Consider the following 16,799-nt stretch of genomic DNA (forward strand, 5'->3'; position numbering starts at 1 on the left):
ATTCTTTTGTGGTTTCGGTAGATAGCCTCGAAAAAATGACTGGAATAGACTTCTTTCCAAAACTAGATGATAAGATTGAAAATAGTTTAGAGAAAAGTAGCGATTATAAATCTTGGAGTTTTAATTAATTTACCATTCATTTACCTTATTGGCATCCATTTTTATGAAAATAAAAAGTAAAATGGTAAAGCCCCAAAGCCCAGAACCACCATAAGAAAAGAAAGGTAACGGCACACCAATTGTTGGGAAAACTCCTGCTACCATTGCGATATTTACAAAGAAATGAATGAATAAAATTCCAGCAACGCAATAACCATAAACGCGACTAAATTTTGTTTTTTGTCTTTCGGCAAGATAAATTATTCTGAGAAACAATCCCGCAAAAAGAGCAATTACAACCAATGAACCGATAAACCCCCATTCTTCACCTACGGTTGTAAAAATATAATCGGTGTGTTGTTCAGGAACAAATCCGCCTTTAGTTTGTGTTCCTTCAAGAAAACCTTTTCCAAACCATCCACCAGAACCAATAGCTATTTCAGATTGGTTTGTGTTATAACCAATGCCTTTCATATCAACAGTTTTTCCTAGTAATATATTAAATCGATCGCGGTGATGTTGTTTGAATACATGCGTGAAAACATAATTTACTGACAATACAAATCCAGAAATAAGAGTAAATAGAATTCCGCTCAATACAATATTTCTATCTGGAAGTCTTGATTTGAAATGAATAAAAACTATTACAAGCAATGCAGTTAGAATTACATATTGTGGTTGTAATACAAGTGTGAGCACAAATAAAAGTATAGTGATAAATCCTGTCCAAACATACCAAGAAGGTAATCCTTCGCGATATAAAACTATAATGAAAATACTGTAAATCAAGGCACTTCCAGGATCAGGTTGAGGTAAAATAAGCATTACGGGAAGAAATACGATGGCCAATGCCTGAATTTGCCTGTTGACATCTTTTAAATTTATTTGGGTGTCACTTAAATATTTGGCTAATGCCAATGCTGTTGCAGCTTTAGCAAATTCTGAAGGTTGAAGTGTAAAACTTCCAAAACTATACCAACAACGTTGACCTGCAATGACTTTTCCAAAGGCAAATAATCCAACTAAGGATAATAAGGAAACACCAAAAATAATACTCGCATATTTTTCATAAAACTTTCCGTCAATTGAAAGTATAATGAAAATTAGCGGAATTGTTAATAAAATAAAAATCAACTGTTTTTCATAAGTATCTTCAATAGAGGATAACGAGGAGGAATAGATATTCAACCATCCCATTACTACTAACATAATGTAGATGATGATACAAATCCAGTCGAGGTTATTCGTTATACTTTGATTTTTCATTTGAAATGAATCGTTTTTTAATTTTCCTTAGTGGAATCTATTTCTATTTTTGGAACTATTTTTTTACTTTTCAAAATAGAATCTTGCTTTCTTAATTGCATTTTTACAACATTGGATAGACCACCTAATTTTGCATATCGATCTTGTAAACTTCTTTCAAGTGTTCTTTTTTCTAAATCAGTTCTTGTTATTTTTCCTCTAAGATATTTTTCAATCATCAAACTGGCTATTGGTCCTGCTATTGTAGCTCCGTAACCTCCATTTTCTACCAATATTGCTATAGCAATTTTAGGATTATCTTTGGGTGCAAAAGCCACAAAAATAGAGTGATCTTCTAGTTTTGTTCGTACTCCATTAATTTTTGCGAAATTCTCGGCAGTTCCTGTTTTACCACAAATATCAATGCCTTCAACTCGAAGAGCGTATGCTGTACCTAAATTATAAACATCGAATAAACCCTCAATCATTGGTTTGAAATATTGCTTGTCTATTGTCGTAACGTGCTTAGTAGTGAACTTGGCATCAATTTTTTCTCCTTTTATTTTTTTGATAATATGAGGTGTATAATAATAGCCTTCATTAGCGACAGCCGACATCATATTAGCTAATTGGATAGGAGTCATCAATACTTCTCCTTGTCCTATGGCGTTTGAAATGATAGTTTTTCCACCCCAACCCCAATCAGGATACATTTTTTTATAGGTTTTTGAAGTTGGTATTTTTCCTTTTTTACCAGTAGGTAAATCGTAGCCCATAAATTGTCCAAGTCCAAAACTTCGTATATGATCGCTCCAAACATCTACCGCGTAAGGAGCTTTATATTTTCCTATAGTTCTTAAAAAAACATTTGAAAAATAGGCGTTACAAGATTTATAAATTCCAACGTGAAGATCACGTAGTCCGCCTCCACAGTGGCATCCTTGAAATCGACCGGGAGCATAGGCAAAACCGTGATTACAAACAAAAGTGGTTTGTTCGTCAATTACTCCTTCTTGAAGACCTACAAGTCCTGTCATAATTTTAAATGGAGAACCAGGAGGATATTCTGCTAATAATCCTCTATCGTAAAGTGGTTTTGCAATAGAATCTCTATACAATAAAGTGTAATTTTTGGAGCGCTGGCGACCAACTAATATAGACGGGTCATAAGATGGAGCAGTGACAAGTGCTAAAATTTCACCTGTTTTAGGTTCAATAGCAACAATTCCTCCTCTTTTGTTAATCATTAATTCTTCTCCGTATTTTTGAAGTTCGGAGTCAATGGTCAAATTGATGTCTTCACCTTGCACTGCAATTGTATCGTATTTTCCTTCTTTAAAGGAACCAATTTCTCTATTGTATTTATCTTTTTGAAAATATTTTACCCCTTTGATACCTCTCAAAATTTCTTCGTAACTCTGTTCTACGCCTTGCATACCTATTAAATCACCACTATTATAATAGGGATTTTTTGCAATTAATTTTTCGTTGACTTGAGTAATAAAGCCAAAAACATTAGCACCATAATTTACTTGATAATCCCTAAGAGAACGTTTTTGAAAATAAAAGCCTTCGAATTTTCGAATCTTTTCTTGAAAGGCAGCAAATTCACTTTTATTTAATTGAGGTAAAAATACGGATGGTAGTCTTGGGCTATACACTTTGCATTTAGCCAATTTCTTTATGAATTCTTCTTTTGTAATATCTAATAATTGGCAAAATTCTTGGATATTTATATTTTTAACATCTCTTGGGATAACCATTATGTCATAAGAAGGCTGATTGGCAACCAATAACTTTCCGTTTCTATCGTAAATATAACCTCTTTCGGGATAATCATATTTTATTTTAATAGCATTATTGTCTGATTTTAATTTAAAGGAATCATCAACAATTTGCAAATAGAAAATCCTAATTACAAGCAAGGTAGTTGCAATTATGATTAATGAAGGGAGCAATGCTTTTCTCATCTTCTAGATGGCTTTATAAGATATATTATTATAACGCAGAGAATAATAGTAAATAGTGTGCTTAAAAGGGTTCGAATCAAAATATTCCAGAAAAAATTGATTTGAAATGCTTCGAAAACGAACAATACAAAATGATGAATTAAAACTGAAAATAGTATAAACGAGAATCTTTCGGGAGTTAATACATCATTTAATTTTACGGTTTGATATTCATAACTCAGGCCAAAAGAAAACTTGAACAAATAAGGTCTGTAATAAGCCAATATTATGCACGCTGTTGTGTGAATTCCTCCCGAGTTACTAAACATATCCATAATAAATCCTAGAAGAAAACTAGCCAAAAGCAGTCCAGTTTTGTTGCCGTTTACAGGATATAAAATGATAAACAGCATATAAGGAAACGGACTAATGTAGCCCAAAAAATTCATATTATTAAAAATAATAATCTGGACTGACAATAACAGTATAAAACGAAAAATAGTGGTGAATAAGGTACTATTCATTTTTTCTTCTGTTTTCTAAGTTTGTAATTTCCTCCCTGTTTTTACTTTTGATGATATATACGTGACCCAAATTAGTCATATCATTAAAAAGTTTTATGTCTAATGTATAATAATGGTTTTCTTTGTTCGTGTAACGCTTGTAAACAGTTCCTATATTAATGTTTTCTGGAAATATTAAGGATTGACCGCCAGTTACGATGGTGTCGCCTTTTCTAATGGCAGCTAATCTAGGAATATCTGTCAATTGAACAAAGCCAGTACTTTTACCATTCCAACCCAAAGATCCAAAATGGTTTGATTTTTTTAGTTTTGCGTTTAACCGAAATTTGGTGTTTAATATGCTTATAACTGTGGAATAATTTGGCGAAGTATCGTCTATTATTCCTACAATTCCCAAACTATTGATTACACCCATATCTGGTTTTACACCTTGCAGACTTCCAGAATTCAAGGTTAAATAATTTTCATAAGAATCATAAGAATTATGAATTACTTTAGATACTAAGATATCTGAATGTAGTCCTTTTATGCTGTCTAATTTTGGAATTGAGGTGGTGTCTTTTAGACTAAAAAGAAGACCTTTCAATTTCGCGTTTTCTTGGGCAAGTATCTCGTTTTGACTTTTTAAATTCAAATATTCACTTACATTATTTATTTTTTCATAGACACCTCCGCTCAAAAAATTGGCTGAACTTATTATTTTGCTTCTATGATAAGAATGCGATTGAATAGTAAGAAATAATGAAATACCCAAAAGCAGCAAAAACAGCAATCTATTACTGTTTTTAAATATAAAATTAAATATTTGCTGCATTTTTTACCTGTATAATGTATGTTGTAAAATTATAAACTGAATATCCTAAGTTGGATAAAGTTCTATTTAATCAAAACACTTTTAAACTTTTGGATATTTTTAAGTGCCATACCTGTTCCTCTCACAACAGCTCTTAATGGATCTTCTGCTATGTAAACAGGTAAATCTGTTTTTTGGGAAATTCTTTTATCAAGACCTCTTAACATTGATCCACCACCAGCAAGATAAATCCCTGTGTTGTAAATATCAGCTGCTAATTCTGGAGGAGTTTGTGATAAGGTTTCCATAACAGCATCTTCAATTCTTTGAATCGATTTGTCTAATGCTTTTGCAATCTCTCTATGAGAAACCTCAACTTGTTTTGGTTTTCCAGTAAGTAAATCTCTACCTTGAACCGACATATCTTCTGGAGGGGTTTCAAGATCTTCAATTGCTGCTCCTACTTGAATTTTTATTTTCTCAGCAGTACTTTCTCCAACAAAAAGATTATGTTGAGTACGCATATAATAAACAATATCATTGGTAAAAACGTCACCAGCAATTTTTACTGATTTGTCGCAAACAATTCCGCCCAAGGCGATAACAGCGATTTCTGTAGTTCCACCACCAATATCAACAATCATATTTCCTTTAGGTTGCATAATGTCAATACCTATACCAATTGCTGCTGCCATTGGTTCGTGTATCAAATAAACTTCTTTACCATTTACTCTTTCACAGGATTCTTTTACTGCTCTCATTTCCACTTCAGTAATTCCAGAAGGAATGCAAACAACCATTCTTAATGCTGGTGTAAACATTCTTTTTTTCAATGCCGGAATGCTTTTGATAAGCATACTGATCATTTTTTCGGAAGCATCAAAATCTGCGATTACTCCATCTTTCAAAGGTCTTATCGTTTTAATGTTTTCATGGGTTTTACCTTGCATCATATTGGCTTCTTTACCAACAGCAATTATTTTTCCCGATATTCTATCGCGAGCAACTATTGATGGACTGTCAATAACAACTTTATCATTGTGTATGATTAAAGTGTTTGCGGTACCAAGGTCTATCGCAATATCCTCGGTCATGAAATCAAAAAATCCCATAAGTTTTAGTGGGTTTAAAAGTTATATAATTCTAACGTACAAAGCTAAACAAATTAATGTTTGAAATGACGTGTTCCTGTAAATACCATTGCAACTTTATTTTCGTTGCAATAATCAATGCTTAATTGGTCTTTTATTGATCCTCCAGGTTGAATAACAGCAGTTATACCAGCGTTTTTTGCAATTTCCACACAATCCGGGAAAGGGAAAAATGCATCACTTGCCATTGAAGCACCTTTTAAACTGAATCCAAATGTACGTGCTTTTTCAATAGCTTGCAATAAGGCATCCACTCTTGAGGTTTGTCCCGTTCCTGATGAAATTAAAGTTCCGTTTTTTGCAAATACAATAGTGTTCGATTTCGTGTTTTTACAAACTTTAGAAGCAAAAATCAAATCTTTTATTTCTTGTTCTGAAGGAGTTGTTACTGTAACGGTTTTTAAGTCCGCTTTAGTATCAGTGATGTTATTTCTTTCTTGAACTAAAATTCCGTTCAAGCAAGTTCTAACTTGTTTTTGAGGCAATTCAACTTCATTTTGAATTAAAATTATTCTGTTTTTCTTTTCTTGAAGGATAGTAAGTGCTGCTTCGTCATAACTGGGTGCAATCACTACTTCACAAAATAACTTGTTAATTTCATTTGCTGTAGCTACATCTATTTTTGTGTTGGCAATCAAAACGCCACCAAAAGCCGAGGTTGGATCGCAAGCCAATGCTACATTGTAAGCTTCACTAATAGTTTCTCTAGTGGCTAACCCACAAGCATTATTGTGTTTTAAGATGGCAAATGTTGGTCCGTCATTTTTAAATTCGTTAATCAAATTTACCGCTGCATCTACGTCTAATAAATTATTATAGGATAATTCTTTTCCGTGAACTTTATTGAACATTGCATCGAAATCACCAAAGAAAAATCCTTTTTGATGTGGATTTTCTCCATATCTCAAAACTTGTCCGTCAGCAATACTGGTTTTAAAAATAGTTTCGTCAGTATTAAAATAGTTAAAAATTGCTGTGTCATAATGAGAAGAAACGTGGAATGCTTTAGTAGCAAATAATTTTCTGTCTTCTAAAGTTGTTGCGCCGTTTTGATTGCTAATCAAATCTAAAAGCAAACTATATTCAGCTACCGAAGGAATAATTACGGTATCCTTGAAATTTTTGGCGGCAGCACGAATTAACGAAATGCCACCTATGTCAATTTTTTCGATAATGTCGCTTTCACTTGCGCCAGAAGCAACAGTTTTTTCAAAAGGATATAAGTCAACAATCACTAGATCAATTTGAGGAATATCATATTCCTTCATTTGTTGCACATCAGTTTCATTGTCTTGACGATTTAAGATTCCTCCAAAAACTTTTGGATGCAAGGTTTTTACTCTTCCGCCAAGGATGGATGGATACGAAGTTACGTCTTCAACAGGAATGACAGGAATGCCAAGGTTTTTTATGAATTCTTCAGTACCACCAGTAGAATAAAAAATTACGTTTTGCTCGTGTAATTTCTTGATAATTGGCTCTAAACCATCTTTCGAAAAGACAGAAATTAATGCAGATTGGATTGTTTTTGTTGTGTTCATTATGTAGTTGTAGTTATATTTTGCAAAAGTAGTTTTTTTGGAGATAAAATTCAAATGTATTTATGTAACAATATTTTAAAAAACGCTACCAATAAAGCAGTAAATTTTCATTAGGTTTTTGAAAAAAAATTATGGAATTTTACAATAATACAAATCAAAGGTTTATGCTAGTTTATTTTAGGCTGTTATCAGAGAGTTTCCGTTTTGCATTGAATGCTTTGCGCAATAATAAACTGCGTACACTTTTGTCATTACTTGGTGTCACTATAGGAATTTTTTCAATTATTGCAGTGCTTGCTGCTGTTGATTCATTGGATAGAAAAATCACAAAAGATTTGAGTACTTTAGATAAAAACACCATTTATTTAATGAAAATGTCTTTTGGTCCATCGGAAATACCGCAATGGAAGAGAGAGCAATTTCCCAATGTAAAATATGACGAATACATCTATTTGAAAGGAGCTATGACCAATACGGATCAAGTGGGTTACCAAATATTTACCAATAGAGAGTCAATTAAATACGAATCAAATACGGTAACAAATGTAAATATTGTCCCGGTTTCTCACGAGTTTATTGATATACAAGGATTAGAATTTGAAGATGGAAGATTTTATAATGAATCTGAGGCTAATTCTGCTGCTCCAGTTACGGTTATAGGATATGAAATTGCAAAATCACTGTTTGAAGATGCTGAACCTATTGGCAAAAAGGTGCGTTTATATGGTCAACGGTTTACGGTTATTGGGGTTTTGAAAAAGAAGGGTAGTGGGTTATCTTTTGGGAATAACAATGACACTTCAGCTTTCATTCCTGTAAATTTTGCAAGACAAATTTTTGGAGATAATAATAATTCAGTGGTAAATGTAATTATATTTAAACCTCAAAGCGGAGTGGATATGGGAGCTTATAAAGCTGAAATTTCCCAAAAACTGAGAAATTTTAGAGGATTGAAAGCAGGCGAAATAGATAATTTCTTTATTAATGTTTTTTCAGGACTTACTGATATGATAGATGGAATTATTTCCCAAATGAACATTGTAGGCTGGATTATTAGTGGTTTTTCATTGCTTGTTGGCGGTTTTGGAATTGCTAATATTATGTTTGTCTCAGTGAAAGAAAGGACAAATTTGATAGGAATTCAAAAATCGCTTGGAGCTAAAAACAAATTTATATTATTTCAATTCTTGTTTGAAGCGATTATTCTCTCAGTAATTGGCGGAATTGTTGGATTGTTAATGGTTTGGATTATTGCAATGGTTTTAACCAAAGCCTTGGATTTTGAATTTGTTCTGGGAATGGGCAACATTCTTTTAGGAACTGGATTGGCTGCTGTAATTGGTTTGATTTCAGGAATTCTTCCTGCTATCTCAGCTTCAAAATTAGATCCTGTGGAAGCGATTAGAACGGGAATGTAATTCCCGATTTCTCGGGAATGACAGTTGTCTTACTAGATAAAAAAGGCTCAAAATTGTATTAATTTTGAGCCTTTTTATTTAAAATTGTAATCTATCTAACGTCAATATTCTGTATCAAATCGATATATAAATTAATTTTGTCTTTGAGTTCTTTTCTTGGTGAAATAAAATCTAGAAAACCGTGTTCAAGAACAAATTCGGCAGTTTGAAAACCTTCTGGCAAATCTTTTCCAGTAGTGTCTTTTACAACTCTTGGTCCTGCAAAACCTATTAATGCTCCTGGTTCCGAAATATTGATATCTCCTAACATTGCATAAGAGGCTGTTGTTCCACCAGTTGTTGGATCTGTACACAAAGAAATATAAGGAATTTTAGCTTCGGCTAATTGGGCCAATTTTGCAGATGTTTTTGCTAATTGCATCAATGAATACGCAGCTTCCATCATTCTTGCTCCACCTGATTTTGAAATCATTACAAATGGAATGTTGTTTTTAATAGAGTGGTCAACTCCTCGGGCAATTTTTTCACCCACAACGCCACCTATTGAACCTCCAATGAAGGCAAAATCCATACAGCAAACTACTAAATCTTTCCCTTTTGATTTTCCAACTCCTGTTCGAACCGCATCATTCAATTTGGTCTTGGCCATTGTGTCTTTCAAACGCTCCGAATATTTTTTGGTATCTACAAAATGCAAGGTGTCTTTCGACGTCATTTTAGCATCTAATTCAACGAATTCATTATCGTCAAACAATATTTCGAAATATTCTTTGCTACCAATTCTAACGTGAAAATCATCTTCTGGACTTACATATAAGTTGCGAGCAAGTTCATCCGCATCTATCACTTTTCCTGTAGGGGATTTGTACCAAAGTCCTTTTGGCACATCCATTTTGTCCTCGGTGGGAGTCGTAATTCCTTTTCCTGTTCTTTTAAACCAAGCCATAATTAAGTTGGAAGTTAGAAGTTAGAAGTTGGAAGTAAATCCTTTTTCTAAATTCTTATTAATATTATTTTACTTCGTACTTCGTATATTGTACTTCGTACCTTATAGTGTATTTACGTTATTCAAATCAGCAAATGCTTGCTCTAATCTTGAGATGAATGTAACTTCACCTTCACGCAACCATTTTCTTGGATCGTAATATTTTTTATTAGGAGCGTCAGCACCAGTTGGGTTTCCAATTTGAGTTTTCAAATAGTCAATATTGTCAACCATAAAGTCACGAATTCCTTCAGTAAATGCAAATTGCAAGTCAGTATCGATATTCATTTTTATTACACCGTAACTAATACCTTCTCTGATTTCTTCTAATGTAGAACCTGAACCACCGTGGAAAACAAAATCAACAGGATTTGGTTCAGTTTTGAATTTGTCTTGAACGTAATCTTGAGAATTTTTTAAGATTTTTGGAGTCAATTTTACATTACCTGGTTTGTAAACACCGTGAACATTTCCGAAAGAAGCTGCGATTGTAAAACGTGGGCTTACTTTTGATAATTCTTCATAAGCATAAGAAACTTCAGAAGGTTGAGTGTATAATTTTGAACTATCAACATCAGAGTTGTCAACACCATCTTCTTCACCACCAGTTATTCCTAGTTCGATTTCTAATGTCATTCCCATTTTACTCATTCTAGTCAAATAGCCTTTGCAAATTTCGATGTTTTCTTCGATAGGCTCTTCAGATAAATCAATCATGTGCGAAGAGAATAATGGTTTTCCTGTTTCAGCAAAATGTTTTTCGGAAGCATCTAATAATCCATCAATCCAAGGCAATAATTTTTTTGCACAGTGGTCAGTATGCAAAATTACTGTTGCTCCATAAGCTTCAGCCAAAGTGTGAATATGTTTTGCTCCAGCAATTCCACCAGCGATTGCTGCTTTTTCACCAGCATTAGAAAGTCCTTTTCCAGCGTTGAATTGAGCTCCTCCATTAGAAAATTGGATAATAACTGGCGCATTCAATTTTGCTGCAGTTTCAAGAACTCCATTTATTGTGTTTGAACCAGTTACATTTACTGCTGGAAGCGCAAAGCCTTTTTCTTTAGCATATTTAAAAATTTCCTGAACTTGGTCTCCTGTAGCTACGCCTGGTTTGATATTGTGTGACATTTTAAATTTTTTAGTTGTTGTTTTTATTGTTTTATGGTTTGCAAAAATAAGAATTAATTAGCATTAGAAAGGATAATTTATTCCAAAATTAAAAACAGAGTGTGCAAAATTATATTCATTAAACCATCTTTTGTTGATTTCATTGGCGGGATTGTAGGTTTTAAATCCAAAATCAAAACGAACTATAAAAAAACTAAAATCATATCGCAGCCCAAATCCTGAACCTAAAGCGAGTTCTTTTAAGTCTTTCATTCCAGAAAAAGTAGCTTTTTCATCAGTTACATTGTCTAAAACATTCCAAATATTGCCTGCATCTGCAAACAGCGCTCCTTTTAAAGCGCCTAATATTTTAAATCTATATTCTGCACTCATTGCAATTTTCATATTGGCTTCATTGAAATCATTTACGGCTCCGCTGCTTCCAGGACCAAGGCTGTAGGGTTGCCAAGCTCTATTGTCATTAGATCCGCCCGAGAAATAACTCCTTGAGAATGGAATATTGTTCGAATTTCCGTAAGGAATTGCAATTCCAAAAAAGGTTCTTACTGCTAAAATTCTTTCTTTAGAAAAATCCCAATGTTTTATATAATCGAATTCTGTTTTTATGTATTCTGAATATTCTAAATTAAATATTTTATAATTACCATTTTGGTTTTTTGGTAAGCTTGCTGCATTTGAAATCAAAGATAATATAGAACCAGCTGATTCAATTTTTGTTCTAAAAAGATAAAAATTATTGTCCTGTAAATCTGTTTTGGTGGTTTTTGAAAAAGTAAAATTGGTAGCTAAAATAAAATCATCCTCGGTAAGCCTGATTCGTCGTTCTTCAATACTATTTATGGTTTTATAGTCGGCTGCGCTAGGAAAAATGGTTGGAGTAGTGCTTAATACATCATTTGTAAATCCTGTTGTTCCGCTTTCAATTATCAAATCGCCATTTGTGTTTACATAGGTAGAATTTGTGTTGTATATTTTTCCTAAATTATTTAATGCTTTATAAGAAGTGCCATACACATTAAAATAATTTGCTGGATTTAAATTTCGAACATATTGAATATTCAAAAGATCAAAACGAGCCGTATTATTCTTTTTAGGTGTCCAATTATAAGATATTGAGCCAGTTAGATTCTCTTTATTTAATCCAATGTTTCTTTGTGATGACAATCCAGTTGAGATGAGTGTTGAGGGAATCATACTTTTGGGAATGATTTTTTCAGTATTAAAAGGAAACCATATTCGTGGAATATTTAGCTTTAAATCGATTCCATATTCAGAGACGTTAAAGAAATTATTTTGAGGATTTGCCAAATCTTTTGACGATCCAATATTTCCTCTTCCTGCAATTTCCAGTGTTTCGGCACCATTAAACACGTTTCGAATCGTTTCGGAAATGCTATATGCAATTCCGAAGTCTTGAATATTTGAGTGAGTGACATCAAGTGAGGTTCCAAAACTGTATTTTTTTCTGGGGGTTAAGTAAATTTTCGCAATCAAGGATTGAGCGGTGGAATCTCTTTTATCTGCCGTATAAAGAATGGTTGGATAATTAAAAATTTTAAGATTGTTCAAATAACGTGAAGTCAAAACGGTTTTGTTGTCAGCAAATAAACCTCCTTTTGTAATAAATATGGCATCAGTAATTGCTCTTGGTCTGTATTTTAGCCTGTTTTGACTGTATAAATGGAAATTATTATAAGTTGTGCTGTCGGTAATTTTTGAATTTGTATTGGTTGGAGAATAATCAGTGTAAATGTTTACATCACTTATTTTAAATATTTTGAACGGTTCGGTTTTAGTTGAGTCGTTCGCTTGATACGAATAATCGTTTATATTTAAATTTACATTTACCTTGTTTTCAGTGTTTAGGGTATCTATAACAAAAGTTACATCAGTGGGTTGAAAATTATATACGCCATTATTTTTAAAATGATTTGTAATTCGGTTTTTCTCATTATCGAAGTCTTCTATTTTATATTGTTTTCCAGATTTTAAGAAAGAACCAGATTTAATTGACTGAAACATTGAATCCAAAACCTGAGTACTAATGGTTGCTTTAATAGTATCTAAAATATATGGTTTTCCTGTTGTTATAGAATATTTTATTTTAGCTTTTTTAGCACTAAGACTGTCTAGCTTATAATTTGCTTTTACATTAAAAAAACCATCATTAAAATAAAAATATTTTAGACGAACAATGGATCTATCAGATTTTGTTGAGTCAATGATTATAGGAGCTTCCCCCGTTTTTTTTAAGAAATCGTGTATTCCGTGATACCAAAAAGATTTTCCAAGTCTATCAACTTGTTTTGCCGACAGCAATTTTGACATTCGTTCATATTTGCCTGAGTGATTGGTAAATTTAGCTTGAAAAGTCGAGTCAGGATTTGGATTAGCTAGATTAAACAAATTTAATCGTAATCGATAGCCTAGGATGTTGCTGTTTGGTTTTTGATACAATTGATTAATAACATCTTCAGTCTTTACGGCCTTATTATTTACCAAAATTTCATTTTTGGTAAGAAGTTGTTTGCCTTCTGGAACTCTTCTCACGGTATTACAAGCCGAGATAATTATTCCTATTACAATAAATGTTGCTATTTTTGTGCTAATCTTTTTCAAGTGTTCTCAAATATTTAATTCAAAAGTACATTTTTTATGGTTAGTAAAAACCAAATAAAACTTATAACGAGTTTGCAGCAAAAAAAATATCGATTTGCCCATCAATTATTTTTTGCCGAAGGCATAAAGGTAATTCAAGAATTGCTAGAATCAAACTTTGAATTAGAACATTTGTACACAACTCAAAATGATTTTGAGGAAGTTCCGAATGCTAAAAAGACACTAATTCACGAAAGTGATTTGAAAAAAATTAGTGCCCTTTCGACTCCCAATTCCTGCTTGGCATTATTTAAAATCCCTGCCGAAAAAAACATAAAAGAATCAGGACTAATTCTCGCTCTAGATTCTATTCGTGATCCTGGAAATTTAGGAACCATTTTGCGAATGTGTGACTGGTTTGGTATTGACCAGCTCATTTGTTCGAAAGAGACTGTTGCTATTTATAATCCAAAAGTAGTTCAAGCAACAATGGGTTCCATCGCCAGAGTCAATGTTAATTATATAGATTTGGTTTCTTTTATTAGTAAAACTAAACTACCGGTTTTCGGCACTTTTATGGACGGAAAAAATATTTATAAATCCGTTTTTCCACAAGAAGGAATCATCATTATGGGAAATGAAGCCAACGGAATTTCGCCGGAACTTGAAAAAACAATCAAAAACAGGCTTACCATTCCTCGTTTTGGCAATCTCCAAAAAACAGAAAGTTTGAATGTAGCAACTGCCACCGCAATTGTTCTAAGCGAATTTAGAAGAAATAATTAATCTTTCTAGTGAAAGGTAAAATTGATAAAAACAGCTCTGGTTTTCATCGATTCTATGTTTCCTGTCCAAGGACTATTGGGGTCATTATCGCGAATTAATTCGTCATTAATTCCAAAAACACCTCTTATAGAAGGAGAGAAAATAAAATATTCCGAAAAAATATCGATACCAAGACCCAACTCATAATTCGTAGTCCAAGGTTTTACCCTGAAACGATTTTCTAAATTATCATCTTTTGATTTCGAATTACTCGACAAATTTAATGTTGCTGAAACTCCACCTAGAATGTAAGGACGAATATTTCCTGTTCTGAGTGAAGAAAATTTAAGCAATAACGGAAAGTGAATATTAGTGCTGTTTACTTCCCTGATTTTCTGAGAAGATGTAGGTGTCGTTGCAAAATAGCTGTCGGGATAATTAAAAACTCTCAGCGTATAATATAAACCAGGTTCAAAACGCAAACTCACATATTCTTGAAGCTTCAAATCGGCTACAAGACCCACATTGAAACCAGTGTTTTTTTTTATGAGAATGTTCTCTCCAACGGTTTTGTAATTTATTTTGAAGTCATAGGAATTGAATCCCAAGTAAAAACCAAAATATAGTTTTTGTTTCTGAAAATTTTCCAGATTAATAATTGGATCCTTACTAAATATACCTTTGGTTTGTGTATATCCTTTTATGGTCAAGGCAAGTAGAAGTAAGACAATTATTTTTTTCATATTATTTTTTGGAAGCTGAATAAATTGTTGCTACACCAAATGTTTGCGGCAAAGCTACAACATCTATAAACCCAATTTTTTTCAAAATATTGTTCAACGCCTCTCCATAAGGGAAGGCTGCCGCGGATTCTGATAAATATCCATAAGCAACATTGTCTTTTGAGAATAGTTTTCCAATGATGGGAAGAATATTTTTACTATAAAAAGTATAAACTTGCTTGTACGGAAATTTTTCTGGAACCGAAGTTTCGAGAATCACAAAAACGCCATTAGGTTTCAAAACTCTTACTATTTCAGCTAATCCTTTCTCAAGATTTTCGAAATTTCTAACGCCAAAAGCAACTGTAATAGCATCGAAATAACTGTCTTCAAAAGGTATATTTTCTGAATCGCCCAAAACCATTTCAATCGTGTTGGCTAAGTTTTTTTCTTGAATTTTTTTCTTCCCCACTTCAAGCATTCCTGCCGAAATATCCAATCCGATAATCTTTTCAGCCTTGGTTTGTGCCATTAATATCGCCAAATCACCAGTTCCTGTTGCAATGTCTAAAACTGTTTTAGGATTAGATTTGCTTACAATTTGCAACACTTTTTTGCGCCATTTAACGTCAATTCCAAAAGAAATAACCCGATTGAGGTTGTCGTAATTGCCTGAAATAGTGTCGAACATTGTGGCTACTTGTTCTTTTTTGCTTAAAGTGGAATCTTTATAGGGGGTTATGTTTTTTGACATTTTTTAAAATTTGAGGCAAAGGTAAACTAGATTTTTGGATAATATAAATTTAACCGCAGATTCACAGATTTTTTTTCTTCTATTTTTGATAAAATCGGAAAATCTGAGGTTGAATTAAGTAGTTTATTTTCTTCTAACAAATGTTTGATAAGTATAGTCAAAAAGGTGTCTTTCGTCTTTTGGCTGAAATGATTCAGAAGTCAATTCCCAAATCGTTGGGTCGATTTCTGGGAAATAGACATCAGCATCAAACGAATGATGCACTCTTGTAATGTCGAGTTGGTCAGCTAAATCAATGGATTGTTTGTAAATTTCGCCTCCGCCAATAATGAATAAGTCTTCATTTTTTGGGCAGGCTGCAATAGCTTTTTCAAGATTTGGAACTACAATACATCCTTCGTACTCAAAATCTTTTTGTCGTGTTATTATGACGTGTGTTCTGTTTGGTAAAGGTTTAGGGAAACTTTCAAAAGTTTTTCTTCCCATAATAATATGATGTCCTGAAGTAAGTGTCTTGAAGCGTTTGAAATCATTAGGCAAATGCCAAAGTAAATCATTGTTTTTTCCTAAAGCATTGTTTTCGGCGACAGCCGCAATGATGATGATCATATTTTATTGTGGTTTGTTTGAGGGTTCGTCTTCGACTTGTTTTTGCAATTGGTCAATTTTTCGTTGTTGTTGAGTAACAAGCCTATCAATCTGTTCTCTTTCCCAGTTTTTATTCATAAAGCGATCTGTGATAAACACTTTAATGAAGTGCAAAATGAATAAGAAAGTCCAAACAGTAATTACCCAAATTGCCCAATTTGTAGTATAACCAAAAGCGTCAAAATGATTCGCCAAAGATAAAAAGATACTTCCTAAGAGAAATAAAACAAAATGAAAATAGAGCCTTTTTTTTTGATTTAACCTTTTTCTAGCATATTCGTATTGCTCGTGCTGTTCTTTTTCCATTAATCAGAATTTAGTTCATAAAGGTAAAATTTATTTTGATTCGTCACTAATTTTGATTCGTGATTATTTAACGAGAAAACGTTTTTGGTTTTGGAATATGAAAATTTTATCTATTTTAAATTAGGAATACGATTAAAAATTAAGGAAGTTTTTGCCATAGTCCTAAATCT

At 32.8% G+C, this 16,799-nt stretch carries 15 protein-coding genes and 1 pseudogene; 3 read left to right on the forward strand and 13 right to left on the reverse strand.

The features are described 5' to 3' along the window. A pseudogene (locus PHC28_RS00635) lies at positions 1-128 on the forward strand (DNA/RNA non-specific endonuclease); the annotation flags it as partial. Position 129: 1 nt separating this feature from the next. Here PHC28_RS00635 and rodA read toward each other — a convergent pair. The 6 genes from rodA to purH all read right to left on the reverse strand — a co-directional run bounded on the left by rodA (position 130) and on the right by purH (position 7,302). Further along, positions 130-1,365, reverse strand: a complete 1,236-nt coding sequence (rodA, locus tag PHC28_RS00640; RefSeq protein ID WP_300095479.1) for a rod shape-determining protein RodA — start codon at positions 1,363-1,365, stop codon at positions 130-132. 17 nt (positions 1,366-1,382) lie between these two features. Beyond that, the gene (gene mrdA, locus PHC28_RS00645) at positions 1,383-3,314 is read right to left on the reverse strand and encodes a penicillin-binding protein 2 (protein WP_300095482.1); all 1,932 of its coding nucleotides are present in this window, start codon (positions 3,312-3,314) and stop codon (positions 1,383-1,385) included. Further along, complete coding sequence (locus tag PHC28_RS00650) at positions 3,311-3,817, reverse strand: rod shape-determining protein MreD (protein WP_300095485.1); 507 nt, start codon at positions 3,815-3,817, stop codon at positions 3,311-3,313. Before PHC28_RS00650 ends, mrdA begins: the two co-directional genes overlap by 4 nt. Then, entirely contained in the window at positions 3,810-4,631 is an 822-nt protein-coding gene (gene mreC / locus PHC28_RS00655; RefSeq protein WP_300095488.1) for a rod shape-determining protein MreC, read from the reverse strand. Before mreC ends, PHC28_RS00650 begins: the two co-directional genes overlap by 8 nt. A gap of 62 nt (positions 4,632-4,693) precedes the next feature. Continuing rightward, positions 4,694-5,722, reverse strand: a complete 1,029-nt coding sequence (locus PHC28_RS00660) for a rod shape-determining protein (protein WP_300095491.1) — start codon at positions 5,720-5,722, stop codon at positions 4,694-4,696. Positions 5,723-5,775: 53 nt separating this feature from the next. After that, positions 5,776-7,302, reverse strand: coding sequence for a bifunctional phosphoribosylaminoimidazolecarboxamide formyltransferase/IMP cyclohydrolase (purH, locus tag PHC28_RS00665; RefSeq protein ID WP_300095494.1), 1,527 nt, complete (start codon positions 7,300-7,302; stop codon positions 5,776-5,778). A gap of 164 nt (positions 7,303-7,466) precedes the next feature. Here purH and PHC28_RS00670 point away from each other — a divergent pair, with 164 nt between their 5' ends. After that, entirely contained in the window at positions 7,467-8,720 is a 1,254-nt protein-coding gene (locus PHC28_RS00670) for an ABC transporter permease (protein ID WP_300095497.1), read from the forward strand. A 91-nt stretch (positions 8,721-8,811) separates the two neighbouring features. Here PHC28_RS00670 and accD read toward each other — a convergent pair whose 3' ends face one another. From accD to PHC28_RS00685, 3 genes are all read right to left on the reverse strand, one after another. Further along, positions 8,812-9,666, reverse strand: a complete 855-nt coding sequence (gene accD, locus PHC28_RS00675; protein ID WP_300095501.1) for an acetyl-CoA carboxylase, carboxyltransferase subunit beta — start codon at positions 9,664-9,666, stop codon at positions 8,812-8,814. A gap of 102 nt (positions 9,667-9,768) precedes the next feature. After that, the gene (fbaA, locus tag PHC28_RS00680) at positions 9,769-10,836 is read right to left on the reverse strand and encodes a class II fructose-bisphosphate aldolase (RefSeq protein WP_300095504.1); all 1,068 of its coding nucleotides are present in this window, start codon (positions 10,834-10,836) and stop codon (positions 9,769-9,771) included. A 63-nt stretch (positions 10,837-10,899) separates the two neighbouring features. Next, positions 10,900-13,455 (reverse strand): BamA/TamA family outer membrane protein, encoded by a 2,556-nt coding sequence (locus PHC28_RS00685; RefSeq protein WP_300095506.1) that lies wholly within the window; start codon positions 13,453-13,455, stop codon positions 10,900-10,902. A 36-nt stretch (positions 13,456-13,491) separates the two neighbouring features. Here PHC28_RS00685 and PHC28_RS00690 point away from each other — a divergent pair, with 36 nt between their 5' ends. Further along, a complete protein-coding gene (locus tag PHC28_RS00690; protein WP_300095509.1) occupies positions 13,492-14,220 on the forward strand; it encodes an RNA methyltransferase in 729 nt (242 codons plus the stop codon). Between the two features lie 5 nt (positions 14,221-14,225). On the opposite strand, the gene PHC28_RS00695 is transcribed toward PHC28_RS00690, so the two are convergent. The 4 genes from PHC28_RS00695 to PHC28_RS00710 form a co-directional block, all read right to left on the reverse strand. Further along, positions 14,226-14,942, reverse strand: a complete 717-nt coding sequence (locus tag PHC28_RS00695) for a porin family protein (protein ID WP_300095512.1) — start codon at positions 14,940-14,942, stop codon at positions 14,226-14,228. 1 nt (position 14,943) lies between these two features. After that, positions 14,944-15,675, reverse strand: coding sequence for a bifunctional demethylmenaquinone methyltransferase/2-methoxy-6-polyprenyl-1,4-benzoquinol methylase UbiE (gene ubiE, locus PHC28_RS00700; RefSeq protein ID WP_300095515.1), 732 nt, complete (start codon positions 15,673-15,675; stop codon positions 14,944-14,946). 123 nt (positions 15,676-15,798) lie between these two features. Continuing rightward, a complete protein-coding gene (locus tag PHC28_RS00705) occupies positions 15,799-16,284 on the reverse strand; it encodes a dihydrofolate reductase (protein ID WP_300095517.1) in 486 nt (161 codons plus the stop codon). Positions 16,285-16,287: 3 nt separating this feature from the next. Continuing rightward, entirely contained in the window at positions 16,288-16,629 is a 342-nt protein-coding gene (locus PHC28_RS00710) for a 2TM domain-containing protein (RefSeq protein ID WP_300095520.1), read from the reverse strand. Positions 16,630-16,799: the final 170 nt, after the last annotated feature.

This window comes from Flavobacterium sp. (genome assembly GCF_028712645.1).
Taxonomy (GTDB): domain Bacteria; phylum Bacteroidota; class Bacteroidia; order Flavobacteriales; family Flavobacteriaceae; genus Flavobacterium.